This is a genomic window from uncultured Sphingomonas sp. (genome assembly GCF_964237155.1).
Classification (GTDB): domain Bacteria; phylum Pseudomonadota; class Alphaproteobacteria; order Sphingomonadales; family Sphingomonadaceae; genus Sphingomonas.
Window position 1 is genome coordinate 1 of the sequence record NZ_CAXSHH010000023.1, and the last position, 23734, is coordinate 23734.

General features: G+C 67.1%; 22 protein-coding genes. 4 read left to right on the forward strand and 18 right to left on the reverse strand.

Going from position 1 to position 23734, the window contains the following annotated elements; genetic code table 11:
- Positions 1-213: 213 nt before the first annotated feature.
- Entirely contained in the window at positions 214-3147 is a 2934-nt protein-coding gene (gene uvrA / locus ACFE71_RS07225) for an excinuclease ABC subunit UvrA (RefSeq protein ID WP_375428134.1), read from the reverse strand.
- Between the two features lie 331 nt (positions 3148-3478).
- On the opposite strand from uvrA, the gene ACFE71_RS07230 reads away from it, so the two are divergent.
- Both ACFE71_RS07230 and ACFE71_RS07235 read left to right on the forward strand, forming a co-directional pair.
- Complete coding sequence (locus ACFE71_RS07230) at positions 3479-3811, forward strand: PilZ domain-containing protein (RefSeq protein ID WP_375428135.1); 333 nt, start codon at positions 3479-3481, stop codon at positions 3809-3811.
- Positions 3812-3923: 112 nt separating this feature from the next.
- Complete coding sequence (locus ACFE71_RS07235; RefSeq protein ID WP_375428136.1) at positions 3924-4283, forward strand: TonB family protein; 360 nt, start codon at positions 3924-3926, stop codon at positions 4281-4283.
- Here ACFE71_RS07235 and ACFE71_RS07240 read toward each other — a convergent pair.
- The 12 genes from ACFE71_RS07240 to ACFE71_RS07295 form a co-directional block, all read right to left on the reverse strand.
- The gene (locus ACFE71_RS07240; RefSeq protein ID WP_375428137.1) at positions 4275-4574 is read right to left on the reverse strand and encodes a GCN5-related N-acetyltransferase; all 300 of its coding nucleotides are present in this window, start codon (positions 4572-4574) and stop codon (positions 4275-4277) included. The two genes, ACFE71_RS07235 and ACFE71_RS07240, sit on opposite strands and share 9 nt — an antisense overlap.
- Entirely contained in the window at positions 4571-5245 is a 675-nt protein-coding gene (locus ACFE71_RS07245) for a PepSY domain-containing protein (protein WP_375428138.1), read from the reverse strand. The genes ACFE71_RS07240 and ACFE71_RS07245 overlap by 4 nt, the downstream gene beginning before the upstream one ends.
- Before the next feature lie 181 nt (positions 5246-5426).
- Positions 5427-6530 carry a hypothetical protein gene (locus tag ACFE71_RS07250; protein ID WP_375428139.1) on the reverse strand — a complete coding sequence of 368 codons (1104 nt, stop codon included), beginning with the start codon at positions 6528-6530 and terminating at the stop codon, positions 5427-5429.
- Positions 6531-6696: 166 nt separating this feature from the next.
- The gene (gene lpdA / locus ACFE71_RS07255) at positions 6697-8091 is read right to left on the reverse strand and encodes a dihydrolipoyl dehydrogenase (RefSeq protein ID WP_375428140.1); all 1395 of its coding nucleotides are present in this window, start codon (positions 8089-8091) and stop codon (positions 6697-6699) included.
- Positions 8092-8100: 9 nt separating this feature from the next.
- The gene (locus ACFE71_RS07260) at positions 8101-8361 is read right to left on the reverse strand and encodes a hypothetical protein (protein ID WP_375428141.1); all 261 of its coding nucleotides are present in this window, start codon (positions 8359-8361) and stop codon (positions 8101-8103) included.
- Between the two features lie 71 nt (positions 8362-8432).
- Positions 8433-9683 (reverse strand): 2-oxoglutarate dehydrogenase complex dihydrolipoyllysine-residue succinyltransferase, encoded by a 1251-nt coding sequence (odhB, locus tag ACFE71_RS07265; RefSeq protein ID WP_375428142.1) that lies wholly within the window; start codon positions 9681-9683, stop codon positions 8433-8435.
- Positions 9684-9695: 12 nt separating this feature from the next.
- Positions 9696-12677: a 2-oxoglutarate dehydrogenase E1 component gene (locus ACFE71_RS07270; RefSeq protein ID WP_375428143.1), complete on the reverse strand. Its 2982-nt coding sequence runs from the start codon at positions 12675-12677 to the stop codon at positions 9696-9698.
- A 51-nt stretch (positions 12678-12728) separates the two neighbouring features.
- The gene (gene sucD, locus ACFE71_RS07275) at positions 12729-13613 is read right to left on the reverse strand and encodes a succinate--CoA ligase subunit alpha (protein ID WP_375428144.1); all 885 of its coding nucleotides are present in this window, start codon (positions 13611-13613) and stop codon (positions 12729-12731) included.
- A 21-nt stretch (positions 13614-13634) separates the two neighbouring features.
- Positions 13635-14165 (reverse strand): DUF29 domain-containing protein, encoded by a 531-nt coding sequence (locus tag ACFE71_RS07280; protein WP_375428145.1) that lies wholly within the window; start codon positions 14163-14165, stop codon positions 13635-13637.
- Between the two features lies 1 nt (position 14166).
- Positions 14167-15132 (reverse strand): malate dehydrogenase, encoded by a 966-nt coding sequence (mdh, locus tag ACFE71_RS07285; protein WP_375428146.1) that lies wholly within the window; start codon positions 15130-15132, stop codon positions 14167-14169.
- Between the two features lie 129 nt (positions 15133-15261).
- A complete protein-coding gene (gene zapE, locus ACFE71_RS07290) occupies positions 15262-16365 on the reverse strand; it encodes a cell division protein ZapE (RefSeq protein ID WP_375428147.1) in 1104 nt (367 codons plus the stop codon).
- A gap of 41 nt (positions 16366-16406) precedes the next feature.
- Positions 16407-17186, reverse strand: a complete 780-nt coding sequence (locus ACFE71_RS07295) for a succinate dehydrogenase iron-sulfur subunit (RefSeq protein WP_375428148.1) — start codon at positions 17184-17186, stop codon at positions 16407-16409.
- A gap of 305 nt (positions 17187-17491) precedes the next feature.
- Between ACFE71_RS07295 and ACFE71_RS07300 the strand changes: the two genes are divergently transcribed.
- Positions 17492-18244 carry an SDR family NAD(P)-dependent oxidoreductase gene (locus ACFE71_RS07300; RefSeq protein WP_375428149.1) on the forward strand — a complete coding sequence of 251 codons (753 nt, stop codon included), beginning with the start codon at positions 17492-17494 and terminating at the stop codon, positions 18242-18244.
- Positions 18245-18275: 31 nt separating this feature from the next.
- Here the strand turns inward: ACFE71_RS07300 and ACFE71_RS07305 are convergent, their stop codons facing one another.
- Positions 18276-19238, reverse strand: coding sequence for a C13 family peptidase (locus tag ACFE71_RS07305; protein ID WP_375428150.1), 963 nt, complete (start codon positions 19236-19238; stop codon positions 18276-18278).
- Positions 19239-19340: 102 nt separating this feature from the next.
- Between ACFE71_RS07305 and ACFE71_RS07310 the strand changes: the two genes are divergently transcribed.
- Complete coding sequence (locus ACFE71_RS07310) at positions 19341-20345, forward strand: SDR family oxidoreductase (protein WP_375428151.1); 1005 nt, start codon at positions 19341-19343, stop codon at positions 20343-20345.
- A 210-nt stretch (positions 20346-20555) separates the two neighbouring features.
- Here the strand turns inward: ACFE71_RS07310 and ACFE71_RS07315 are convergent, their stop codons facing one another.
- The 4 genes from ACFE71_RS07315 to sdhC all read right to left on the reverse strand — a co-directional run bounded on the left by ACFE71_RS07315 (position 20556) and on the right by sdhC (position 23712).
- Positions 20556-20735, reverse strand: a complete 180-nt coding sequence (locus tag ACFE71_RS07315; RefSeq protein WP_375428170.1) for a hypothetical protein — start codon at positions 20733-20735, stop codon at positions 20556-20558.
- A 381-nt stretch (positions 20736-21116) separates the two neighbouring features.
- Positions 21117-22919: a succinate dehydrogenase flavoprotein subunit gene (sdhA, locus tag ACFE71_RS07320; RefSeq protein WP_375428152.1), complete on the reverse strand. Its 1803-nt coding sequence runs from the start codon at positions 22917-22919 to the stop codon at positions 21117-21119.
- Positions 22919-23302, reverse strand: a complete 384-nt coding sequence (gene sdhD, locus ACFE71_RS07325) for a succinate dehydrogenase, hydrophobic membrane anchor protein (RefSeq protein WP_375428153.1) — start codon at positions 23300-23302, stop codon at positions 22919-22921. Before sdhD ends, sdhA begins: the two co-directional genes overlap by 1 nt.
- Positions 23302-23712 (reverse strand): succinate dehydrogenase, cytochrome b556 subunit, encoded by a 411-nt coding sequence (sdhC, locus tag ACFE71_RS07330; RefSeq protein ID WP_375428154.1) that lies wholly within the window; start codon positions 23710-23712, stop codon positions 23302-23304. Before sdhC ends, sdhD begins: the two co-directional genes overlap by 1 nt.
- Between the last annotated feature and the right edge of the window lie 22 nt (positions 23713-23734).

The following is a 23734-nucleotide window of genomic DNA, read 5'->3' on the forward strand; positions in this document are numbered from 1 at the left end:
TGAATCAGCGAACGGCGCTCAGCTCAACCCGCTGATTGGGTTTGAGCCCTAGGAAGCTGACCTACAAGATTGTGGACAAGGGCTGACTTGCCCGTCCCGTTTCTGCCGAGGACATACACAGCACGGCCAGATGTGATAGGAACCGGTACTGAGGACGTCCCTGTGTTGATGTGGACTAGGCCAAGCTGCTGAACAATCGTATTCATTATTGTGCTACTCCGCCGCCTCCACGATACGCTCTCCCGCCCTGCCCTTCTCCAACAACGGCGCGAGGTACCGCCCGGTAAAGCTGCGCGGCTCCCTCGCCACCTGTTCGGGCGTGCCTTCGGCGACGATCTCGCCGCCCTTCACGCCGCCTTCCGGCCCAAGGTCCAGCACCCAGTCGGCGGTCTTGATGACGTCGAGGTTGTGCTCGATCACGACCACGGTGTTGCCCTGCTCGACCAGGGCGTGGAGGACTTCGAGCAGCTTGCGCACGTCCTCGAAATGCAAGCCGGTGGTAGGTTCGTCCAGGATGTAGAGCGTCTGGCCGGTGGCGCGGCGCGCGAGTTCCTTGGCGAGCTTGACGCGTTGCGCCTCGCCGCCGGACAGGGTGGTCGCCTGCTGGCCGACCTTGACGTAGCCCAGCCCCACCTCGACCAGCATCGCCATCTTGTCGCGGATGGGGGGGACGGCGGCGAAGAAGGCGGCGGCGTCCTCGACGGTCATGTCGAGCACGTCGGCGATCGACTTGCCCTTGTGCTTCACCTCCAGCGTCTCGCGGTTGTAGCGCGCGCCGTGGCAGACGTCGCACTGGACGTACACGTCGGGGAGGAAGTGCATCTCGATCTTGAGCAGGCCGTCGCCGGTGCAGGCCTCGCACCGCCCGCCCTTGACGTTGAAGGAGAAGCGGCCGGGCTTGTAGCCGCGGGCCAGCGCTTCCGGCAGGCCGGCGTACCAGTCGCGGATCTGGGTGAAGGCGCCGGTGTAGGTGGCGGGGTTGGAGCGCGGGGTGCGGCCGATCGGCGACTGGTCGATGTCGATGACCTTGTCGAGATGCTGGAGGCCGTTGATCTTGTCGTGCTTGCCCGCCAGGATGCGCGCGCCGTTCAGCTCGCGCGCGGCGGCGGCGAAGAGCGTGTCGATGGTGAAGCTCGACTTGCCCGAGCCCGACACGCCGGTGACGCAGGTGAAGGTGCCGAGCGGGATCGAGGCGGTGACGCCGGTCAGGTTGTTCGCGACGGCGTTGTGGACGGTGATCTTCTTGCCGGTGCCCTTGCGGCGCTTCGCGGGCAATGGCACCTCGCGGGTGCCGTTGAGATAGTCGGCGGTGAGGCTCCCCTTCGTTTTCAGGACCTGCTTTAGCGTGCCCTTGGCGACGACCTGGCCGCCATGGACCCCCGCCCCCGGTCCCATGTCGATGACGTAGTCGGCGGCGCGGATCGCGTCCTCGTCATGCTCGACCACGAGGACGGTGTTGCCGAGATCGCGGAGGCGGCGGAGCGTGACGAGGAGCATGTCGTTGTCGCGCTGGTGGAGGCCGATCGACGGCTCGTCGAGGACGTAGAGGACGCCCGACAGCCCCGAGCCGATCTGGCTCGCCAAGCGGATGCGCTGGCTCTCGCCGCCCGACAGCGTGCCGCTGGTGCGGTTGAGGTTGAGATAGTCGAGGCCGACATTGTTGAGGAAGCCGATCCGCTCGACGATCTCCTTCAGGATGCGCTCGGCGATGGCGCGTTGCTGGTCGCCGAGGTGGTTCGGCATGTCGGTGAAAAAGGCGAGCGCGTCGACGACGGACAGGTGGGTGGCGTGGCTGATGTCCTGGCCGGCGATCTTGACGGCCAGCGCCTCGGGCTTGAGGCGGGCGCCGCGGCACGTCTCGCAGGGGGCGGCGGACTGGTACTTGGTCAGCTCCTCGCGCATCCAGGTGGACTCGGTCTGGCCCAGGCGGCGGTTGAGGTTGCCGATCACGCCCTCGAAGGGTTTCTTGACGTCGTAGGACCTGCGGCCGTCGATGAAGGTCAGGGTGACAGGCTTGCCCTTGGTGCCGTGGAGGATGACCTGCTGGTCCTCGAGCGCCAGGTCCTTCCAGGGGGTGTCGAGCGTGAAGTTATAGGCCTTCGCGAGCGAGCCCAGCACCTGCATGTAATAGGGCGAGGGCGGGTTGGACTTGGCCCAAGGGGCGACCGCGCCCTTCTTGATCGTCAGGTCGTGGTTGGGGACGACCAGGTCCTCGTCGAACAGCATCTTCTCGCCCAGGCCGTCGCAGGCGGGGCAGGCACCCTGGGGCGCGTTGAAGGAGAAGAGGCGCGGCTCGATCTCGGCGATGGTGAAGCCCGAGACGGGGCAGGCGAACTTCTCGGAGAAGACGATCCGGCCCGGGGGGGCGTGGTCGCCGAGGATGACGGATGTGGGGGTGTGCGGCTCGACCGTGTCGGCGGGGTCGATATAGGCGAGGCCGTCGGCGAGTTTCAGCGCGGTCTCGAAGCTGTCCGCCAGGCGGGTGGCGACCGGGTTCCCCTCGTCGGTCTCGGGGCGCATGATCAGGCGGTCGACGACGATCTCGATGTCGTGCTTGTATTTCTTGTCGAGCGCGGGGGCGTCCTCGATGTCGTGCATGTCGCCATTGACGCGAACGCGGGTGAAGCCCTGGCGCTGCCACTCGGCGAACTCCTTGCGAAACTCGCCCTTGCGGCCGCGCACCACGGGGGCGAGGAGCAGGAGGCGCGTTCCCTCCGGCAGGGTCAGGACGCGGTCGACCATCTGGCTGACGGTCTGCGCGGCGATGGGGAGGCCGGTCGCGGGGCTGTAGGGGACGCCGACGCGCGCCCAGAGCAGGCGCATGTAGTCGTAGATCTCGGTCACGGTCGCGACCGTCGAGCGCGGGTTGCGGCTGGTGGTCTTCTGCTCGATCGAGATGGCAGGGCTGAGGCCCTCGATATGATCGACGTCGGGCTTCTGCATCAGCTCCAGGAACTGGCGGGCGTAGGCGGACAGGCTCTCGACGTAGCGGCGCTGGCCCTCGGCGTAGATGGTGTCGAAGGCGAGCGAGGACTTGCCGGACCCCGACAGCCCGGTGATCACCGTCAGTGTGTCGCGGGGGATATCGACATCGACGTCTTTAAGATTGTGCTCGCGCGCGCCGCGGACGGAGATGGTGGTCAGCATGGGGCGGTTCTGTTCCAGATTTGTTCGCGCGCGGCAAGGGTCGACGGCGAGCCGGGAAATGGGGACGGTCCGGTTGAGCGGCAAGCTAGCCTTGAGCGAGCGAAGGAGCTTGCGGCCCTGTTTTGGCCTTTGCCTAAACAGGTGGCCGTCGGTGCGGGATGCACCGCCTGGCGGTCGCGCGCGGGATGGATCCGGGGCGGTCCGTCCTCGTCGATCAAGAGAAAGGCGCCGTGCTGTTGCGCGCGGCCGCGAAACCGTCATGATCGGTTCGGCGGGCGGAACAAGGCGTTAACGCAAGGCGCGCTAGGGATGGTCGGGGAGGAACGGGTTGATGGCGTCCAGAGCTAGCCGATACGTGGCCGCCGAGCCCGCGAGCCTCGAGCAGCGCACGACGCCGCGCATGGCGGTATCGATCGCCGACGCAACCGTCCGCCCGCACGCGGCGGCCCCGGTCGCGGCGAGCTTGAGCGACCTGTCGGCCTATGGCTGCCGGATCGCGTCCATGGGAGACCATGCTGCGGGCGACCGGGTTTGGGTGCGGCTGGCCGGGGGCTTGCCGATCGCGGCGACGGTGGTGTGGAGCGCGGACGGGTTGACCGGTTGCCGGTTCGACCAGGGACTGGCGCGCGAGGTGATCCGGGCGTTGACGCTGGGCGTTCGCTGAACGGCGTCGGATCAGCGACATCGGGCTTGAGGAGCCGCCGTCGGAAGTGGTAACGTCCATCCAGGCGCTTTGAGGGTCATGCCGGCCGCCTTTCTCGATCGCGCTGAGGGCGATGGGCAAGCCGCTCGCCGCCGCCAAGACCTGCAGCGACGAGCTGCTGCGCAGCTGGGGCGCGGAGCCGGGCGCGGTGGCGCGGTTCAGGGCCGGAACCGGTCCGGCGCGGTATTTAACCTACAATTCCTATCCCGAAGCCGCGATCCGCGCGCGCGAGCAGGGCCGAACGGTCGCGCTCGTGACGGTCGACCGGATGGGAAAGCCATCGACCTGCCGCACCATGCGGAGCACGGGATCGGCGACGCTCGACAAGACGACATGCCTGATCCTGATGGGCAACGCCCACTCCGAGCCCCCGTCGGCCACGGAGGCGGAGCGCCGGTTCGCCGCCCTGCCGGTACGCTGGGCGCTACCGTGACTTGCCCCGCCATCCGAGCGAGCGGCGGTTGAGCGCGGGGAGGTCGTCCTCGCCCGCCAGCACGGCCTCGCCGAGCGCGACGGCGCGGTCGAGGATGGCGGGGTCGCAGCGGCGGTAGGCCGGGCGGTCCGCGATGTGGTCGTACCAACGGCCACCGCACGCCGCGTCGAGCAGGATGCGCTGGAAGCAGTGGTCGAGGCGGACTGGCCAGCCCCGCGCGACGGCGACGGCGGGGAGCGCGATGCGGGTGAGGTGGAGCCAGCGGGCCTCCAGCGCGTCGCGCCCGGTCACCGGCGGCGCGCGGCGAACGGGAGCAATATGAGGCCGAGCAGCGTGGCGATCAGCGCCAGCGCGGCGGACGCGATCAGGACCGGATGGCTGGTGTCCTCGCGCCCGTTCAGGTCCATGATATGCAGGCCCCACATCCAGTCGAACAGCCGCCACTGGTCGGTGCGAAGCGCCAGCACCGCGCCGGTGTCCGCGTCGAGATAGACGCGCGCGCCGTCCGCGAACGTCACGCCCCAGGCGGGGCGGGCGCGGCGCAAGTCGAGAGGGGGACGGTCGGCGGGGGTATATGTGGCCGATCGTATGGCCGCCGGGCGCAAGAGGCTCGCACGGGCCAGCCCACGTGCCTCCGCCTCGCCCAGGCCGGGCAGCCAACGGCCGGTCGCAGGGTCCGCACGCCCCGCGCCACCGTCGGATAAACCGGCGACCCAAACGGCTCGACCAGCCTGCGTCTCGAGCGAAAGCGATTTGAGCGCGCGGCCGGGCGGCGGAACGAGCAACTCCAGCTTCGGCAGCCTGGGCGTTGGCGCGCGCAGGGCGGTGCCCCTCACCTCCTCGATCGGGCGGGCGACCATCCACAGGCCGGTCGCGGTCCAGATCAGGATCGGTACGCCGACGAGCCAGGCAAGCCAGACGTGCGCGCGGGCGAGTGGACGGCGTAGGCGCATGGGGCGCATTGCCTCCGATCGTGCGCGTGGGCAACATGGCGGCGATGTGCGGACGATCCATGTACCCCGCGCTGCTCACGCTCGGCGGGTGCGCCACCCCGACCGTGCCGGCGGAGGCGCTTGGTCGAACGCATCCTAGCCCGATTTTCGCTCGCGATCACGCCGCGTCGCCGATCGCACCGTTGCGACCTCACCCACCGGCATCCACCGGTCGGCTCTCAGCGTTTCGCGAGAGGGGGAGGCGCGCGACCGTCGCGGCGACAGGCGGCGCGCTCCCGCTCCGCGGTTCGTCCACGGGGAAGGGGAGCGACGCGGGGTGTGCGACGGCGATGTCGTGGAGCGCCTGGGTGGGACTGCCCAGCACGGCGGCGCGGGCGCGGACGCTGGCGTCGAGGAACGGCGTCGACAGCGCCATGAACCGGCGCGGAGTCATGCCTAGGAACCGTTCGGCATCGCGTAGGAAATGCGACGCGTCGTGATAGCTGGGATCGATGCCGGAATACCCCCTCGCCTCCGCATTGCGGAACATCGCCATGAACGAGCGTAGGAAGCGAGCGCGGCGGAGCAACAGCTTGGGACACATGCCGAAATGGCAGGTGCCGATGCGGCGGAGCACCGATTGCTCGAGGCCGAGCCGCTCCACCAACTGCTTGACCTTCACGATGCTCGGATCGACGAGCAGGAGCATCAGGTCGCGGATGATCGGTTCGTCGGGATCGGGCACGGCGAGGAAAGGTTCGAGAAGCGCGTCGAGCGCGGGCGCGACCGCGTCCTCGTCGGCTATGTCGGATAATCGTTCCAGCAGCAGCCGGGGCAGTTCAGGGCCGACGACCCGAGCGAGTGGTTCGATCTGGTCGCGATGCGCGATCGCGGGACGACCGAACAGCCTGGCCCAGCCGAGCGCGCTGACGCCGAAACCGATCATGACGCCGCCGTTGGTCACCGCGCGCATCGCGTGGCTGGTCGGGCCGTAGAGCGCGACGGTCGGAACCGGATCGAAACTGCGGCGGCCGATCGTGACGGCTACCGGGCCCGCGTTCATCGCGATCCGGACGTTGGCGGTACCGGGCAGGAACCAATCGACCTTGTCCAGGCAGTCGGGGCCGTGCGCGGCGTAGAGATGGTAGCCGGTAATGTGATCGGCGATGGCGGCGGCAGGCCGGTCATAGCGGATGATCGAGCCGCCGGGCATCGCGAACACCGATCGCGGAACGCCCGGCGACCGGGTGCCGCCATGAAGCGAGGTCGGGTCGAGCAATCGCGCCTCCTCCGTGCCAGGGATGATCGAACGCACGAAAACGTACGCATTCCACGGCAAAGGGCAAATCGGATGCGGCGTGGATAGTCCCGGATCGGGACAGTTACGGACCGGGCCCGTCATTCATCGAACACGACTGCCGGCCGCGCCGGTCGATCCAGCCGCTAGTGACTGGGGTTAGCCGCGCCGCGGCCTCGCGCGGCTAGACGTGAATGGGCTTTCCCGTCACGGCCATCGCCGCTTCCTTGATCGCCTCCGAATGCGTCGGGTGCGCGTGGCAGGTGAGGGCGATGTCCTCCGACGTCGCGCCGAACTCCATTGCCTGCGCCGCCTGCGCGATCATCGTGCCCGCGAGCGACGAGACGATCCAGACGCCGAGCACCCGGTCCGACTTGGCGTCGGCGATGATCTTCACGAAACCGTCGGTGTCGCGGTTGGTCTTGGCTCGGCTGTTGGCGGAAAAGGGGAATTTGCCGACCTTGATCTCGGTCTTCTTTGCGGCCGCTTCCTCGCTCAGGCCGACGCCCGCGATCTCGGGGTTGGTGTAGACAACCGACGGGATCACGTCGTGATTGACGATGCCGGTATGCCCGGCGATGTTTTCCGCCACCGCGACCCCCTCGTCCTCCGCCTTGTGCGCCAGCATCAGCCCGGGCGCGACGTCGCCGATCGCCCAGATACCGGGGACGTTGGTGCGGAAATCATGATCGATCCCCACTTGCCCGCGCTCGTTGAGCTGGACGCCGGCGGCTTCCAAATCGAGCCCGTCGAGGTTGGGGCGACGGCCGATCGCGACGAGGACGGCATCCGCCTGGAGCGTCTCGCCCTCCCCGCCCGCCGCGGGTTCGAGCCGGACGGAGGCGCGGTCGCCCTCGACGGTGACGCTGGTCACCTTGGTCGAGGTGCGGAGCTCGAAGCCCTGCTTCTTGAAGATCTTGGCCGACTCGCGGCGCACCTCCTCGTCGAAGCCGGGAAGGATCTGGTCGAGATACTCGACCACCGTGACCTTGGCACCGAGGCGACGCCAGACGGAGCCCAGCTCCATCCCGATCACGCCGCCGCCGATCACGACCAGATGCTCGGGCACCTTGGGCAAGGCGAGCGCGCCGGTGGAGTCGACCACGACCTTCTGGTCGATCTCAAGCCCCTTGAGCGACGTGACGGACGAGCCGGTGGCGATCACGACGTTCTTCGCGGTGACGCGCTGCTCGCCGACCTGGACGGTGTTCGCGCCCTGGAAAGCGGCGCGGCCTTTGAGCCAGGTCACCTTGTTCTTCTTGAACAGGAACTCGATCCCGCCGGTCAGCTCCTTTACCGCCTTGGCCTTCTCCGCATGCATCTGGTCGAGGTTTAGCGTCACCCCTGAGAACTCGACGCCGAACTTGGTCAGGTGCCCGGACGCGGCCTCCTGATACAGCTCGGACGCGTGGAGCAGCGCCTTGGACGGGATGCAGCCCACGTTGAGGCAGGTGCCCCCGAGCGTCTCGCGACTCTCGGCGCAAGCGGTGCGCAGCCCCAGCTGCGCCGCGCGGATCGCGGCGACGTAGCCGCCCGGACCGGCACCGATAACGAGGACATCGTAGTCGTATTCAGGCATGTTTGTCCTTCAGTCGCCAGCGTAGCTATCACGCAGAGTGTTCATGTGGGTCTTGCCGTGCGGCATTTCACCACGACCGTTCACCACAACGACATCAAGATCGCCCGTGAGTGGGTAGACCCGCTTCTTCAGCCAATCCGCTAAGGTCATCGTACCGGTGGCACAGCGCTGATAATCGTACTTACCCACTTTCTCATCACCCGACGCACGCACGATGACGCGAACACCCTCAAGCTCGAATATTTTTTGCTCAAGCGTTAGAGCCTGCATGACAGCTTCCCTCCAATAAGGTGGAGGCTAATACCGCATTAATTGTAATCTAATTAATCGTTATATGCAGGCTAAAGATCAATTAATATACGCGTCGGGTCCTCGATAGCATTCTTCAGCGCGACGAGGAACGTCACCGCCTCGCGGCCGTCGATCAGGCGGTGGTCATAGGAGAGCGCGAGGTACATCATCGGACGCGCCACGATCTGGCCGTTCAGTACGACAGGGCGCTCGTCGATGCGGTGGAGGCCGAGCACCGCCGACTGGGGCGGGTTGATGATCGGGGTGGACATGAGCGACCCGAACACGCCGCCGTTCGAGATGGTGAAGGTGCCGCCGCGCATCTCGTCCATCTTGAGGGTGCCGTCCTTGGCGCGGCGGCCGTAATCGCCGATCGCCTTTTCGACCTGCGCGACGCTCATGCGGTCGGCGTCGCGGATCACGGGGACGACGAGGCCGCCGGGCGAGGACACCGCCACGGAAATGTCGGCGTAATCGTGATAGACGATGTCGTCGCCGTCGATCGAGGCGTTGACGCTCGGCACGTCCTTGAGCGCCATGCACGCGGCCTTCACGAAGAAGCCCATGAAGCCGAGGCGGACGCCGTGCTTCTTCTCGAACAGGTCCTTGTAGCGGGTGCGGGCCTCCATGACGGCGGTCATGTCGACGTCGTTGAACGTCGTGAGCATGGCCGCCGTATCTTGGGCGTGCTTCAGGCGCTTAGCTATCGTTTGGCGAAGACGCGTCATGCGGACGCGCTCCTCCCGACGCCCTACGGCGGCCCGGCCGGCGGGGGCCGCGCCCCCGTCCGACGACGCGTTCGCGACGGCGGACGCGGCGGGCTGAACGGGCGCGACCGGAGCCGGTTTGGCCTGAGCCGCCGCCTCTACGTCCTCCTTGGTGATCCGCCCGTCCCTGCCGGTCCCTTTGACTCCGGCCGGATCGACGCCGTGCTCCAGCACCGCGCGGCGTACCGACGGCGAGAGCGCGGCCGGACCGTCGCCGGTCGGCTCGGGCGTCGGAGCGGCCTGGGGCGCCTGCGTCACCGCCGGCTGCGGCGCGGCGGCCTGCGCCGGAGCCGCCCCGCCTGCATCCACCGTCGCGATCATCGCGCCGACCTGCACCGTGGCGCCGACCGCGACCGCATGCGCGCCCATGACGCCCGCGACGGGCGAGGGCACCTCGACCGACACCTTGTCGGTCTCGAGGCTCGCGATCGGCTCGTCGGCGCGCACGGCGTCGCCGGGGTTCTTGAGCCATTCGCCGAGCGTGGCTTCGGTGATGGACTCGCCGAGCGTGGGAACGAGGACTTCGGTTGCCATGATCTGCTTTCCTCAACCGGCGGCTTCGCCGGCCTTCCCTGTGGTGGTCGCGATTTCGCCCGCGCGGGTGCGGCGGATCTCCTCGCGAACGTTGTGGCCGAGCGCGTCGGCGACCAGCGCGCCCTGCTCGGTCTGATGGCGCTTCATGAGGCCGGTCGCGGGCGACGCGGCGGAGGCGCGGCCGGCATAGCGGGCGCGCTTGACAGGGGCTTTCGCCTGGGCGAGCGCCTCCTCCACCAACGGCTCGACGAAGGTCCAATAGCCGTTATTGCGCGGCTCCTCCTGCGCCCAGATCACCTCTTCGAGCGCCGTCATGCGCGCGATCCGGGCGGCGAGCGCGTCGGTCGGGAACGGGTAAAGCTGCTCCAGCCGGACGATCTGCGTCGTGGCGTCGCCCGCCGCCTCGCGCGCTTCGAACAAATCGTAGAACAGCTTGCCCGAGCAGAGGACGAGTCGGCGCGTATCCGCGTCGGGCGCGCCGTTCGGGTCGGACAGGATGCGCTTGAAGTGCGTCGTCCCGACGAAATCCTCGGTCCGCGACACCGCGAGCTTGTGGCGAAGCAGCGACTTGGGCGTCATCAGCACCAGCGGCTTCCTGAAGCTTCGATGCATCTGGCGGCGGAGCAGGTGGAAGTAATTGGCGGGCGTGGTGACGTTCGCGACCTGCATATTGTCCTGCGCGCACATCTGCAGGAACCGCTCGGGACGGGCGGAGGAGTGCTCGGGCCCCTGCCCCTCGTAACCGTGCGGCAGCAGCATCACTAGGCCGTTGGCGCGGAGCCACTTGGCCTCGCCTGCCGCGATGAACTGGTCGATCATGATCTGCGCGCCGTTGACGAAATCGCCGAACTGCGCCTCCCAAAGCACCAGCGTCTTGGGGTCGGCGAGCGCGTAGCCGTATTCAAAGCCGAGCACGCCATATTCGGACAGAGGACTGTCGAGCACCTCGAACCGGCCATGCTCGATCGTCGAGAGCGGCACGTATTTATGCTCGTCGGCCTGGTCGACCCAGACCGCGTGACGCTGGCTGAAGGTGCCGCGCCCCGAATCCTGGCCGGACAGGCGGACGCCGTAGCCCTCCGCCAGCAGCGCGCCGAATGCCAGCGCCTCGCCGGTCGCCCAGTCGAAGCCCTGCCCGCTCGTGAACATCTGCCGCTTGGCGTCGAGCACGCGGGCGAGCGTCTTGTGGACGGTCAGATGGTCGGGGACCGCCGTCAGCGTGCGGCCGAGCGCGTCGAACAGCTTGGGCTCGAGCCCGGTCTCGGGCGTGCGGCGCGACCCTTCCGCGTCACCGGGCGCGCCCAGGCCCGACCAGCGGCCCGCGAACCAGTCGGCGCGATTGGGCTTGTATGCCGCGCCCGCCTCGAACTCGCCCTCCGCGCGTACGGTGAACTGGCGGATATTCTCGTCGATCCACGCCTGGTCGACCACGCCTTCAGACGTGAGGCGGCGGCCGTACACCTCGCTGACGGGCGGGTGGTCCTTGATCGCCTTGTACATGAGCGGCTGGGTGAAGCTCGGTTCGTCGCCCTCATTGTGGCCAAAGCGGCGGTAGCACCACATGTCGATGACGATGTCGCGGTGGAAGCGCTGACGGAACTCCATCGCCATCTTGGTGGCGAAAGTGACGGCCTCGGGATCGTCGCCGTTGACGTGGAAAATCGGCGCCTGGACGCCCTTGGCCACGTCGGACGAATAGGGCGAGGACCGCGCGAATTGGGGTGAGGTCGTGAAGCCGATCTGATTGTTGATCACGAAATGGACGCAGCCGCCGGTGTTGTAGCCGCGAATGCCGGAAAAGCCGAAGCACTCCCACACGATCCCCTGCCCCGCGAATGCCGCGTCGCCGTGGATCAGGACGGGAAGCGAGCGGGAGTGATCGGTCAGGTCGTTCGCGATCGTCTGGATCGCCCGGCATTTGCCGAGCACGACGGGGTCGGCGGCCTCGAGGTGCGACGGGTTGGCGACGAGCGAGAGGTGGACCTTATGCCCATCGAACTCGCGGTCGGTGCTGGTGCCGAGATGGTATTTCACGTCACCCGATCCGCCGACCTGCTCGGGGTTCGCCGACCCGCCCGCGAACTCGTGGAAGATAACGCGCAGCGGCTTGGACATGACGTTGGCGAGGACGTTCAAGCGGCCGCGGTGAGCCATGCCGAACACGATCTCGCTGACGCCCATCTGGCCGCCGTATTTGATCACGGACTCGAGCGCGGGGATCATCGACTCGCCGCCGTCGAGGCCGAACCGCTTGGTGCCGACATATTTGCGGCCGAGGAACCGCTCCCACTGCTCGGCCTCGATCACCTTGTTCAGGATCGCCTTCTTGCCCTCGGGGGTGAAGTCAATCGCCTTGCCCTGGCCCTCCATGCGGGCCTGGAGGAAGGCGCGCTCCTCGAGGTCGGCGATGTGCATGTATTCGAGGCCGACATTGCCGCAATAATTGGCGCGCAGCGTGTCGACGAGCTCGCGCACGGTCGCCCATTCAAAGCCCATCGTGCCGCCCAGATAGACGCGACGGTCGAGGTCGGCGTCGCAGAAGCCGTGATAGGCGGTCTGAAGTTCCAGCGGCATGTCGCGCTGGACGAGGCCGAGCGGGTCAAGGTTGGCGGCGAGATGGCCGCGCACGCGGTAGGTGCGGATCAGGATCTGCGCGCGGATCGCGTCGCCAGCGGCGCGGACGATCTCGGTGTCGGACGGCGCAGGCGCGGCCGGCGTGCTAAGCCCGGCCGGCGCCTTGGCCTTCGACGGCTTGGGCGCGGGCTCCATTTGAGTCGGGTCGAGCGCCGCCGTCAGGTCATCGGTGACCGTCGGAGGCCAGGTCGGGTTGCCCCAGCTCGGCCCGGCGACCGCGCCTTCCAGCCCGGCGAAGAACGTCCGCCATGCCGGCTCGACGCTGTCCGGGCTGCTCCGAAACTTGACGTAGAGCATGTCGACGAACGCCGGGCTAACGCCTGCCGCGATGTCCGAGAAATCCTGGCCTTCGTAGCCCATAATACGCGTCCTCAGATGCGCCGGTTACGGCCAAGCGCACGAATTGTCCGGTCAGCCGTTCAACACTTCGAGCAGCGTCGACCCAAGCTCCGAGGGCGAGGCCGCGACCTTGATGCCGGCCGCCTCCATAGCCGCGATCTTATCTTCGGCGCCGCCCTGGCCGCCCGACACGATCGCGCCCGCATGGCCCATGCGGCGGCCCGGGGGCGCGGTGCGGCCGGCGATGAAGCCCGCCATCGGCTTGGAGCGGCCGCGCTTGGCCTCGTCGCGCAAGAACTGCGCCGCTTCCTCCTCCGCCGAGCCGCCGATCTCGCCGATCATGATGATCGACTCCGTCGCGTCGTCGGCCAAGAACAGCTCGAGCACGTCGATGAAGTTCGTGCCGTTGACCGGATCGCCGCCGATCCCGACCGCGGTGGTCTGGCCGAGCCCGGCGTTCGACGTCTGGAACACAGCTTCGTAAGTCAGCGTGCCCGAGCGCGACACGACCCCGACCGATCCCGTCTTGAAGATCGAGCCGGGCATGATCCCGATCTTGCACTGTTCGGGCGTCAGAACGCCCGGGCAGTTCGGCCCAATCAGCCGTGACTTGCTACCCGACAACGCGCGCTTGACCTTGACCATGTCGAGGACGGGAATGCCCTCGGTGATCGTCACGATCAGCGGCACCTTGGCGTCGATCGCCTCCAGGATCGAGTCCGCGGCGAAGGGCGGCGGCACGTAGATGACCGACGCAGTCGCGCCAGTCTTCGCGACCGCCTCGACGACGGTGTCGTACACCGGCAGGTCGAGGTGGGTGGTCCCACCCTTACCCGGCGTCACGCCGCCGACCATCCGCGTGCCGTATTCCAGCGCCGCCTTAGTGTGGAAGCTGCCGGTCTCGCCGGTCATGCCCTGGGTGATAACCTTGGTGTTGCGATCGACGAGGATGCTCATGCTTGCCCTTCGTAACTCGGCTCAATCATCTTCAAAGGAGATGTCGCCTTGGAGTGGATCGTTTTCATCTTGCGGAACGTCATCGGGATCGAGCTCGTGGGGACGCGACATGATTTCGTCCCAGCTATACGGACAAATTACAGGTTCGCGTTCGAGCTTGAATACACCCGTCTCGTCCCAAGCTTTCAATCGAGCAGACGGATACGCTTGCTCGACGGCTTCGGCGATGCGGGGGCGGAAGCTCGGGCTCGACGCCAGTTCCCCCCAAACCCTTTCCCGGCTCGCGTTGATCGACTTGCGCCAGGAGACGTCACGTCGCTCCGGTTGCCAATCCCACTTGAGCATATGGGTCAGAATGACTTGAATATAGCTTCGGAGCTTCTTGAAATCGCGCTTCGCCAAGCTCTCCACCTCGTCGGTCAAGTCGTCGATATCGAGATCCGAAAAACGCCCTTCTCGCAAAGCCGCAACCTGGTCGTAAATCCAAGCCGCGAAGTCGCTGTCCGCCGTGTGGCGATTACGCGTCCCGATCTGAGGATCGCGGTCGGCCACCTTATCCCTCCAAGCTCGGGTCGATGCCCTTACAGGCGACCAGCAGCTCCTTGACCGCATCGACCGACACGGCAAGGTTCGCCTTGGCGGTCTCGGTCAGCTCGACTTCGATGATCTTCTCGACGCCGCCCGCCCCGATCACGATCGGCACGCCGACATACAGGCCGCTCACGCCATATTCGCCGTTCAGCTCGGCGGCGGCGGGGAGAACGCGCTTCTTGTCGTACAAATACGCCTCGGCCATCTCGATGCCGCTCGTCGCGGGCGCGTAATAGGCGGAACCGGTCTTCAGGAGCGCGACGATCTCGCCGCCGCCCGAACGGGTACGCTGGACGATCGCGTCGATCTTTTCCTGCGTGCTCATCCCCATCTTGATGAGGTCGGCAACCGGGACGCCCGACACGGTGGAATATTCGAGCACGGGCACCATCGTATCGCCATGCCCGCCGAGCACGAAAGCATTGACGTCCCTCACCGAAACCCCGAACTCCCATGCGAGGAAGGTGCGGAAGCGCGCGCTGTCGAGCACGCCCGCCATGCCGACGACCTTGTGCGCGGGCAGGCCCGAGAACTCGCGCAGCGCCCATACCATCGCGTCGAGCGGATTGGTGATGCAGATGACGAACGCATCGGGCGCGTTGGCGGCGATGCCCTCGCCCACCGCTTTCATGACCTTCAGGTTGATGCCCAGCAGGTCGTCGCGGCTCATGCCGGGCTTGCGCGCGACGCCCGCGGTGACGATCACCACGTCCGCGCCGGCGATGTCGGCATAATCGTTGGTGCCGACAATCGACGCGTCGAAGCCCTCGACGGGCCCGCATTGCGCGAGATCGAGCGCCTTGCCCTGCGGCACACCCTCGACCACGTCGAACAGGACAATATCGCCCAGACCCTTCAGCGCGGCGAGATGCGCGAGCGTGCCACCGATGTTGCCGGCGCCGATTAGCGCGATCTTCTTGCGGGCCATCCCCTGTCCTTCTCCGTCGGCGCCGTGGCGCGATGGTCCAGCCGCCTACGCCTTTCACCCGCAGCGGGCAACCGGCAAAAACGCTTATTGAGGACGCGTCGCAATAGCGATTATCCATCATGCTGGTTTTTAGCAACCGTGACCCAAAGCGAGATACTCCTCCGACCGCATCTCCTCCAGGCGGCTCACGGTGCGCGCGAACTCGAAACGGCCGTCGCCCACCTCGTACAGGGCATCCGGCTGCGCATCGGCGGCCGCGAGGAGCTTGACCCTTCGTTCGTAGAGCGCGTCGATCAGCTGGACGAAGCGCGCGGCCTCGTTGCGATTCTCGGGACCAAGCTTGGGAATGCCGACGAGGATCACGGTGTGGTACCGGCGCGCGACCGCCAGATAATCGGCCGCCCCCCTCGCCTCGCCGCATAGCTTCTTGAACGCGAAGACGGCGACGCCCTTCAGCGACTTGGGCACGCGCAGGGTCCGGCCCTGCACCGCCAACTCCTCGACCGGCACGTGCTCGGAATCCTCCGGCGGGTAGTCGGTCAGGCGGAAAAAGTCGGCCGACAGTTCCGCGGTCGCCTCCGGTCCGTTGGGGACGAGCCAGGTCTCGACGCGGCCCAGCCGCTCGCGGCGATAATCGACGGGGCCGTTGAGCGCGAGCACGGCCAGCCGCTCCCGGACGAGCGCGATGAAGGGCAGGAAATGCTCGCGATTGAGGCCGTGAAGGTACAGATCGGCGGGCGCCCGGTTGGAGGTGGCGACGATCGTCACCCCGCGTTCAAGGAGCGCGATGAACAACCGCGACAGGATCATCGCATCGGGCGAGTTCGTCACCATCATCTCGTCGAAGGCGAGCAGGCGTACCTCATCCGCCATGGCCTCGGCGACGGGCGCGATCGGGTCGCCCGTCTCGCGCGCCCGCTCGGCATGGATGCGGGCATGGATTTCGAGCATGAACTCGGCGAAATGGACGCGACGCTTGGCGTCGATGCGGGTGTTCGCGAAGAACAGGTCCATCAACATCGACTTGCCGCGCCCGACGCCGCCCCAAAGGTACACGCCGCAGATCGGTTTGGGCTTGCGACGGAGGAGGCGCTTCAGGAGACCGGGCGCTCTCGCCGCCTCCAACTCGGCGGCGAGCCGGTCGAGGCATCGGGCGGCGGCGACCTGTTCGGGATCGGGCCGGAGTTCGCCGGCGGAGACGAGGAACTGATACGCGGAAAAAACGGTCGTCATGCTCTTCTTCTCCTTCTCCCCGCGAGCGGCGGAGAGGGGGATCAGAGCGCCCTTTCCATCTCCATCTTCTTGATCTCGGCGATCGCCTTGGCCGGGTTCAGCCCCTTGGGGCACACGTTGGCGCAGTTCATGATGGTGTGGCAGCGATAAAGGCGGAACGGATCCTCCAGCTCGTCGAGCCGCTCGCCCGTCATCTCGTCGCGGCTGTCGGCGAGCCAGCGATAGGCCTGGAGCAGGATCGCGGGCCCCAGGAACTTGTCGGAGTTCCACCAATAGCTGGGGCATGAGGTCGAGCAGCATGCGCACATGATGCACTCATACAGCCCGTCGATCTTGGCACGATCCTCGGGACTCTGCAGCCGCTCCTTGCCCGACGGGGGCGGCGTGACGGTCTGGAGCCACGGCTTGATCGACGCATATTGCGCGTAGAAGTGCGTGAAGTCGGGAACGAGGTCCTTCACGACGTCCATATGCGGCAGCGGCGTGATCCTGATCTCCCCCTTCACGTCCTCGATCGCGCTGGTGCAGGCAAGGCCGTTGCGCCCGTCGATGTTCATCGAACACGAACCGCAGATGCCCTCGCGGCACGACCGGCGGAAGGTGAGCGTCGAGTCCTGCTCCGCCTTCATCTTGATGAGCGCGTCGAGCACCATCGGGCCGCAGCTGTCCAGATCGACCTCGAACGTGTCGTAACGCGGGTTGTCGCCGGTGTCAGGATCATAGCGGTATACCTTGAACCGCTTGATCCGGCCCCCGCTCGTCGCCTTGTGCGTCGTGCCCTTCTTGACGACGCTGTTCTTGGGAAGCGTGAACTCGGCCATGGGGCGATCCATCGGTTGGTGGTGGGCGCGGCGGGCAGCCGTCGCGGACATCTCGGCTAGTCGAATACATATAACGCTCCGACCCCGCAAATACGAGTTTCCGGGCGATGATCGGTGTTGCCGCCGCCAGCTTTTTCTTTGCGGGGCGACAGGGACGTTTGGTGGGGCGCGGCTAAGTCGTTGATCACGCGGCCTGCGGCGAATGGGAGCTCTTCGGAGCGAGTGACGACCGAATTGCGGCCGGACCGTCGCGTCCCATTTGCGGGCGTGTCGGCGATTGTAGCCGACGCACAAAGGAGCTGATCATGGCGAAGTTGAACGGCAAGCGCGCGCTGGTGACCGGCGGATCGCGCGGTATTGGCGCGGCGATCGCGCGGCGGCTGGCGGCGGAGGGCGCGGACGTGGCGATCACCTACGCCGGTAACGAAGCCGCAGCGAAGGAAATGGTCGGCGCGATCGAGGCGAGCGGCGCGCGCGGCCATGCGTTCCAGGCGGACGCCGCGCACGCCCCCGCGCAACGTCAGGCGATCGCCGACGCGGCGGCGGCGCTGGGCGGGCTGGACATCCTCGTCCACAATGCCGGGATCGCCGACTTCGTCAGCATCGACGGCGGCGACACGGAAGCATCGCTCGATGCGTACCACCGCCAGTTCGGCGTCAATGTCGAGGGCGTGTTCGCGGGCACGGCGGCGGCGGCGCCGCTCCTGTCGGACGGGGGCCGCATCATCCTGATCGGCAGCGTCAACGCGCATTCGATGCCGATAGCGGGCGGCGCCATCTACGGCGCGACCAAGGCGGCGATCGCGCAGATGGCGAGCGGCTGGGCGCGCGACCTAGGGTCGCGAGGCATCCTGGTGAACGTGATCCAGCCCGGGCCGATCGACACCGACCTCAACCCGGCCGACGGCCAGTATGCGGAGGCGCTGGCGGCGCGGGTCGCGCTGGGGCGCTACGGCCGGCCCGACGAGGTGGCGGCGCTCGCGGCCTTCCTGGCGAGCGACGAGGCGAGCTACATCACCGGCGCCGCGATCGACATCGACGGCGGCTTCTCGCTCTAGCGCGGCGACGGTCGAGCGGGCCGCGCTTGGCTCACTCGACCGCCGGACGCCCGACCGGCTGCGTCGCGGACGGGAGCTTGCGCTCTAGCGCCGCGAGCCAACCCTCCGCGCCTCGGCCGATGCTGACCTGCGGATCGGACGGTTCGAGCTCGTCCCGCCGCTCCCACTCCGCGACCGACGCCCGCGCCTCGGCGGCGGCGCGGGCGAGCGGCTGGGGCTTTCGAAGCGCGCGGTTGATCAGCGCGTCGCCGAAATAGGTCCAGTCGTTGTCGGCGCGGCAGCCGAACGAAGTGCGGTCGGCGGCGCTGGCGGTGACGATCGCGGTGCCGCCGCTCATCAGCATCGGCACGAATGTCCCCGAATAGCAGGCGGAGACGAACAGCAGCCGGTTGGCGATCCCGACCTCGCCCAGCAACCGCCACAACCGGGTTGGCGCGATCGCGCCATAGCCCTGGTCGCCGTCGTTATAGACGATGCCGACGGGCGCGCCGTGGCTGGTGAGGTAGAGGACGAGCACGTCCTCGCGCGTGTCCATCAGTTCGGCCACCCGGGCGAGCGCGGCGGACAGGCTGGCGGGCGATCCCATCGGCAGCGCGCTCGGGGCCGCGCCCTCGGTGCCCGCGAGCACGATCGTGCGCCCGGCCGCGTCGTATCGGCGCGCGAGCACGCGGCCGGCCTCGCGCGCCTCGCGCCCGAACACGGGATCGCTGTCGAGCGCGACCGCGACGACATAGGCGTCCACCACGCCGCGCCGCTGCGGCCCGAGCGCGGCCAAGGCGGCGGACAGGCGCCGATGCTCGGCCAGCGCGTCGCGCGCGGGGCGATCCCGCTCGATCTGGATGCCGAGCTCGGCATAGGCGGCGACGTCGGCGCCGCTCGCGCCCGCGATCAGCGGCGGTGGCAAATTATGCTGCGGCGGCGTGTAGGCCGGCCGCTGCGCGGAGGCGGGCGTAAGGAGGAGCGACGCGGCGAGCAGCCTGAGGAGCGGGTTCATCGGGACGGCAGCTTGGGCGCGGGGCGGGGCAAGTCAAGCGAATGGGGAACTTGCGACTCCCCCGCTCCGTTCGGCACGCATCCATTCACAGGAACCCGCGCCATGAAGCTAAAGCTCAAGCCCCTAGCCGAACAGGTGATCGTGATCACGGGCGCGAGTTCGGGGATCGGGCGCGTCACCGCGAGGCTGGCGGCGGCGAAGGGCGCGACGGTCGTGCTGGTCGCGCGCGACGAGGTGATGCTCGCGGAGGTCGTGCGCGAGATCGAGGAAGCGGGCGGCACCGCGGCCTACAAGTTCGCCGACGTCGGCGACCAGGCGGCGGTCGACGCCGCGGCGGCGTTCGCGGTCGAGCGGTTCGGGCGCATCGACACCTGGGTCAACGACGCGGGCACCTCCATCTTCGGCCACCTGCTCGACATCCCCAACGACGAGCACGAACAGATGATGCGGACCAACTATTTCGGCACGGTCCATGGCTGCCGCGCGGCCGTCCCGTTCCTGCGCGACCGCGGCGGCGCGTTGATCACGGTAGGGTCGATCGCGTCGGACCTGCCCGCGCCGGTGATGGGCGCGTACTCGGCGACCAAGCAGGCGCTCAAGGCCTATGTCGAGGTGCTCCGCATGGAGCTGGGCAATGCGGGGCTGCCCATCTCGATCACGCTGATCAAGCCGTCGGGGATCGACACGCCGATCGGCCAGCATACCCGCAACTACCTGCCGGGCGAGGCGCAGATCCCCCCGGTGATCTACGCTCCCGAACTCGTCGCCGACGCGATCCTGAGCGCCGCGACGCGCCCCCGGCGCGAGATCACGGTCGGCGGCTTCGGGCGACTCCAGGTGCTGCTCGGGCTGCATTTCCCCTGGGCGTACGAACTGCTCGCCCCCAAGGCGACCGACGCGCTGCTGAGCGACCCCGACCGCACCCAGCCGCCGACGAACCTGTGGGAAGGCCGTGGCGGCGCCGAACGCTCGGGCGAGCACGCGGCGAAATCTTTTAGTATTTACACCAAGGCCGCCGAGCACCCGGCCGTCGCCGCGCTCGGCTTCGCGGCGATCGGCGGCGCGGCGTTCGCGCTGTGGGATTCGCGGCGGGAGCGGGCTGGTTGAGATTAGCGGACTAGATCTTGGTCCGGACTCCAGCCTCCTTGAGAACTCCATTGGCTGAATGCCGCGACATGATCTTGCCGTCCACGATCACTGGTCAAACTGCGTTCGGGGAAGACCAGACCTCGTGATCGCCCTTCCCACTCCGCACCAACACGCATCCATGCTCGCGCAAGATCGCTTTTACCAATGCAGTATAGCCCTGAACCATCGTTAGGCCGCCACGTCGTACTCGCGCTCATGAAAGGCGAGGATGCGGATGCGGTGCGGACCATCCAGCCGCTTTTTATCTATGAAATCGTCAGCATGGATTTCGAGGAGGTCTGTCAGCATCGCACCCGCCCTCTCCATTAACCCGTCGATCGAGTCGGCATCAATATTAAGCCCTGGTATGTCGCCCTCGGTCGAATATCAGACATGTGCCTCGTCATCATACTGCGCACGGATGGTCCAGAGAGCCACTTCAAATCTCCTCACGTCCGCAAAATGCCCGTCTTGGTCATCATGGCAATCTCGACAGCTACTCTGATACGAACGACACAGCCGCACCAGCGCCAGCAGCAATACCACTAAACGCGAAGGCGATAAAAAGCCCTATGCCGAACCAAGCGTCCGACGGGTCATCACCGGCAACGTAAGCCGATACAGCCCAAGCCATCGTACCCAATAGAGCTCCAATAACCAGAGCCAACCTAGCCCGGACACGCCAGAACTTCCGCAAGATGAAGGCTGGCACGGCTGAACTTCCATAGCAGAGCCAGATCAATCCTTCGTTCAATACACCCGCTTCTTCGGCTTGATGTACTCCACGTCGTCGGTCAGCGTATATTCGTGCACCGGGCGGTAGTCGATTGCGACGCCGCCGCCCTCGCCGCCCCAGCCCTCGAACGTCGCGATGGTGTGCTTCATCCACTCGCCGTCGTCGCGGTCGGGATAGTCCTCGTTGACGTGCGCGCCGCGCGACTCCTGGCGGTTGGCGGCGGACTCCATCGTCACGACCGATTGTGCGACGAGATTGTCGAGCTCCATCGCCTCGATCAGGTCGGTGTTCCAGATCAGCGAGCGGTCGCTGACCGCAATGTCGGCCAAGCGGCGATAGGTGCTCGCGATCTTGGCCTGCCCCTCGGACAACAGCTCGTTGTCGCGGAACACAGCGCAGTGGCGCTGCATCGTGCGCTGCATCTCGTTGCGGATCTCCGACGTCCGCGACCCGCCGTTAGCATGACGAAAACGGTCTAGCCGGCCGAGCGACAGTTCCTCCGAGCTCTTGGGCAGCGGGTTGTGTCCGGTCGAGGGCTTCAGGATGTCGCGGATGCGCAGACCCGTGGCGCGACCGAACACGACCAGGTCGATCAGGCTGTTCGAGCCCAGCCGGTTCGCGCCGTGGACGGACACGCATGCCGCCTCGCCGACCGCGAACAGGCCGGGGACGACGCTGTCGGGATCGCCGTCCTTCAGCCGCACGACCTCTCCGTGATAGTTGGTCGGGATGCCCCCCATATTGTAATGTACCGTCGGCGTGACCGGCAGCGGTTGGCGCGTCAGGTCGACGCCGGCGAAGATCTTGCCCGTCTCGGTGATGCCCGGCAGGCGCTCATGAAGCACCTTGGGGTCGATATGGTCGAGGTGAAGGTTGATGTGGTCCTTCTCTTTGCCGACGCCGCGGCCCTCGCGCATCTCCATCGCCATCGACCGCGAGACGACGTCGCGCGACGCCAGGTCCTTGGCGGACGGGGCGTAGCGCTCCATGAAGCGCTCGCCCTCCGAGTTGGTCAGATAGCCGCCCTCGCCGCGCGCGCCTTCGGTGATCAATACGCCCGCGCCGTAGATGCCGGTCGGGTGGAACTGGACGAACTCCATGTCCTGGAGCGGCAGCCCTGCCCGCAGCGCCATCGCGTTGCCGTCGCCGGTGCAGGTGTGCGCGGAAGTCGCGGAGAAATAGCAGCGGCCGTAGCCGCCCGTCGCCAGCACGGTCGTGTGGCTGCGAAAGCGGTGGATCGACCCGTCCTCCATGCACAGCGCGACGACGCCCCGGCACTGACCGTTCTCCATGATCAGATCGAGCGCAAAATACTCGATGAAGAAGTCGGTGTCGTACTTCAGGCTCTGCTGGTAGAGCGAGTGCAGCATCGCATGGCCGGTGCGGTCGGCGGCGGCGCAGGTGCGTTGCGCGGGTGGACCCTCGCCCATATTCTGCATCATGCCGCCGAACGGGCGCTGATAGATGCGACCCTCGTCCGTGCGGCTGAACGGCACGCCCGCATGCTCAAGCTCATAGACCGCCTGCGGGGCCTCGCGGACCATATACTCAATCGCGTCCTGGTCGCCGAGCCAGTCGGAGCCCTTGACGGTGTCGTACATATGCCAGGTCCAATGGTCCGGACCCATGTTGCCGAGCGACGCGGCGATCCCGCCCTGCGCGGCGACCGTGTGGCTGCGCGTCGGGAACACCTTGGTGATGCAGGCGGTCTTGAGCCCGCCCTCCGCGATGCCCATCGCCGCGCGCAGGCCCGAACCGCCCGCGCCGACGACGACCGCGTCGTAGGTGTGATCGATAATCTTGTATGCGGCAGGCATTAGCTTGCGGCTCCAAAAGCGATCTTCAGGATGGAGAAAACGGCGATCGCGTATACCGTCAAGGCATATAGGTTGAGCAGAACCATAAACACGACCCGGCTCTCGTTATGTTGATAATCCTCGATCACCACCTGCAGCCCGAGCCGGAAATGGTACACCACCGACGTGACAAGCAGCAGCAGCGGCACCGCCACCCAGGCCGAGGACATCCAGGCCCGCGCGCTCGCATGGTCGAAGCCCGGCAACCTGGTCAGCGAGAAGATGAACCACGCCATCAGCAGGAAATTGGAGCCCGCGGTCAGCCGCTGACGCCACCAATGATGCGTACCCTCCTTGGCCGCGCCCAAGCCGCGGACGCGGCCGATGCTGGTGCCCGTACCCATCAGCGCAACACCATCGCGAGCCAGAACAGCGCGGTCAGCGCGACCGCTACACCCATGCACGCCAGCGCGCCCAGCTTGTTGCGTTTCAGCTCGTATCCCGCGCCCATATCGAGCACGAGGTGGCGAACGCCCGTCGTCATATGCTCGAAGAAGGCGAGCGACAGCCCGACCCCGACCACCCAGCCGATGATGTTCAGGTTCCCCTCGTCTGTCGTGAACACGTCGCGGAAGGTCGCGTAAGCCTCCCCGCCTGCGGCCGTCGCGGCCAACCACCAGGTGAATAGCGGCACGCCGACCATGGCCATGCCGACGCCGGTCGCGCGGTGCAGGATGGAGACGAGCATGTGCGGGCCCCAGCGCCAGATGCCGAGATGCGGCGATAGGGGTCGTGCTTGCGGGCGACTGGCCAAGGCGGGGGTCCTGACGAAAGGG

Excerpts from the sequence above, each read along its gene's own strand:
- uvrA (WP_375428134.1), bottom strand. The coding sequence starts at position 3,147 with ATGCTGACCACCATCTCCGTCCGCGGCGCGCGCGAGCACAATCTTAAA.
- ACFE71_RS07230 (WP_375428135.1), top strand. The coding sequence starts at position 3,479 with ATGGCGTCCAGAGCTAGCCGATACGTGGCCGCCGAGCCCGCGAGCCTC.
- ACFE71_RS07235 (WP_375428136.1), top strand. The coding sequence starts at position 3,924 with ATGGGCAAGCCGCTCGCCGCCGCCAAGACCTGCAGCGACGAGCTGCTG.
- ACFE71_RS07245 (WP_375428138.1), bottom strand. The coding sequence starts at position 5,245 with ATGCGCCCCATGCGCCTACGCCGTCCACTCGCCCGCGCGCACGTCTGG.
- lpdA (WP_375428140.1), bottom strand. The coding sequence starts at position 8,091 with ATGCCTGAATACGACTACGATGTCCTCGTTATCGGTGCCGGTCCGGGC.
- ACFE71_RS07260 (WP_375428141.1), bottom strand. The coding sequence starts at position 8,361 with ATGCAGGCTCTAACGCTTGAGCAAAAAATATTCGAGCTTGAGGGTGTT.
- odhB (WP_375428142.1), bottom strand. The coding sequence starts at position 9,683 with ATGGCAACCGAAGTCCTCGTTCCCACGCTCGGCGAGTCCATCACCGAA.
- ACFE71_RS07270 (WP_375428143.1), bottom strand. The coding sequence starts at position 12,677 with ATGGGCTACGAAGGCCAGGATTTCTCGGACATCGCGGCAGGCGTTAGC.
- sucD (WP_375428144.1), bottom strand. The coding sequence starts at position 13,613 with ATGAGCATCCTCGTCGATCGCAACACCAAGGTTATCACCCAGGGCATG.
- mdh (WP_375428146.1), bottom strand. The coding sequence starts at position 15,132 with ATGGCCCGCAAGAAGATCGCGCTAATCGGCGCCGGCAACATCGGTGGC.
- zapE (WP_375428147.1), bottom strand. The coding sequence starts at position 16,365 with ATGACGACCGTTTTTTCCGCGTATCAGTTCCTCGTCTCCGCCGGCGAA.
- ACFE71_RS07295 (WP_375428148.1), bottom strand. The coding sequence starts at position 17,186 with ATGGCCGAGTTCACGCTTCCCAAGAACAGCGTCGTCAAGAAGGGCACG.
- ACFE71_RS07300 (WP_375428149.1), top strand. The coding sequence starts at position 17,492 with ATGGCGAAGTTGAACGGCAAGCGCGCGCTGGTGACCGGCGGATCGCGC.
- ACFE71_RS07305 (WP_375428150.1), bottom strand. The coding sequence starts at position 19,238 with ATGAACCCGCTCCTCAGGCTGCTCGCCGCGTCGCTCCTCCTTACGCCC.
- ACFE71_RS07310 (WP_375428151.1), top strand. The coding sequence starts at position 19,341 with ATGAAGCTAAAGCTCAAGCCCCTAGCCGAACAGGTGATCGTGATCACG.
- sdhA (WP_375428152.1), bottom strand. The coding sequence starts at position 22,919 with ATGCCTGCCGCATACAAGATTATCGATCACACCTACGACGCGGTCGTC.
- sdhD (WP_375428153.1), bottom strand. The coding sequence starts at position 23,302 with ATGGGTACGGGCACCAGCATCGGCCGCGTCCGCGGCTTGGGCGCGGCC.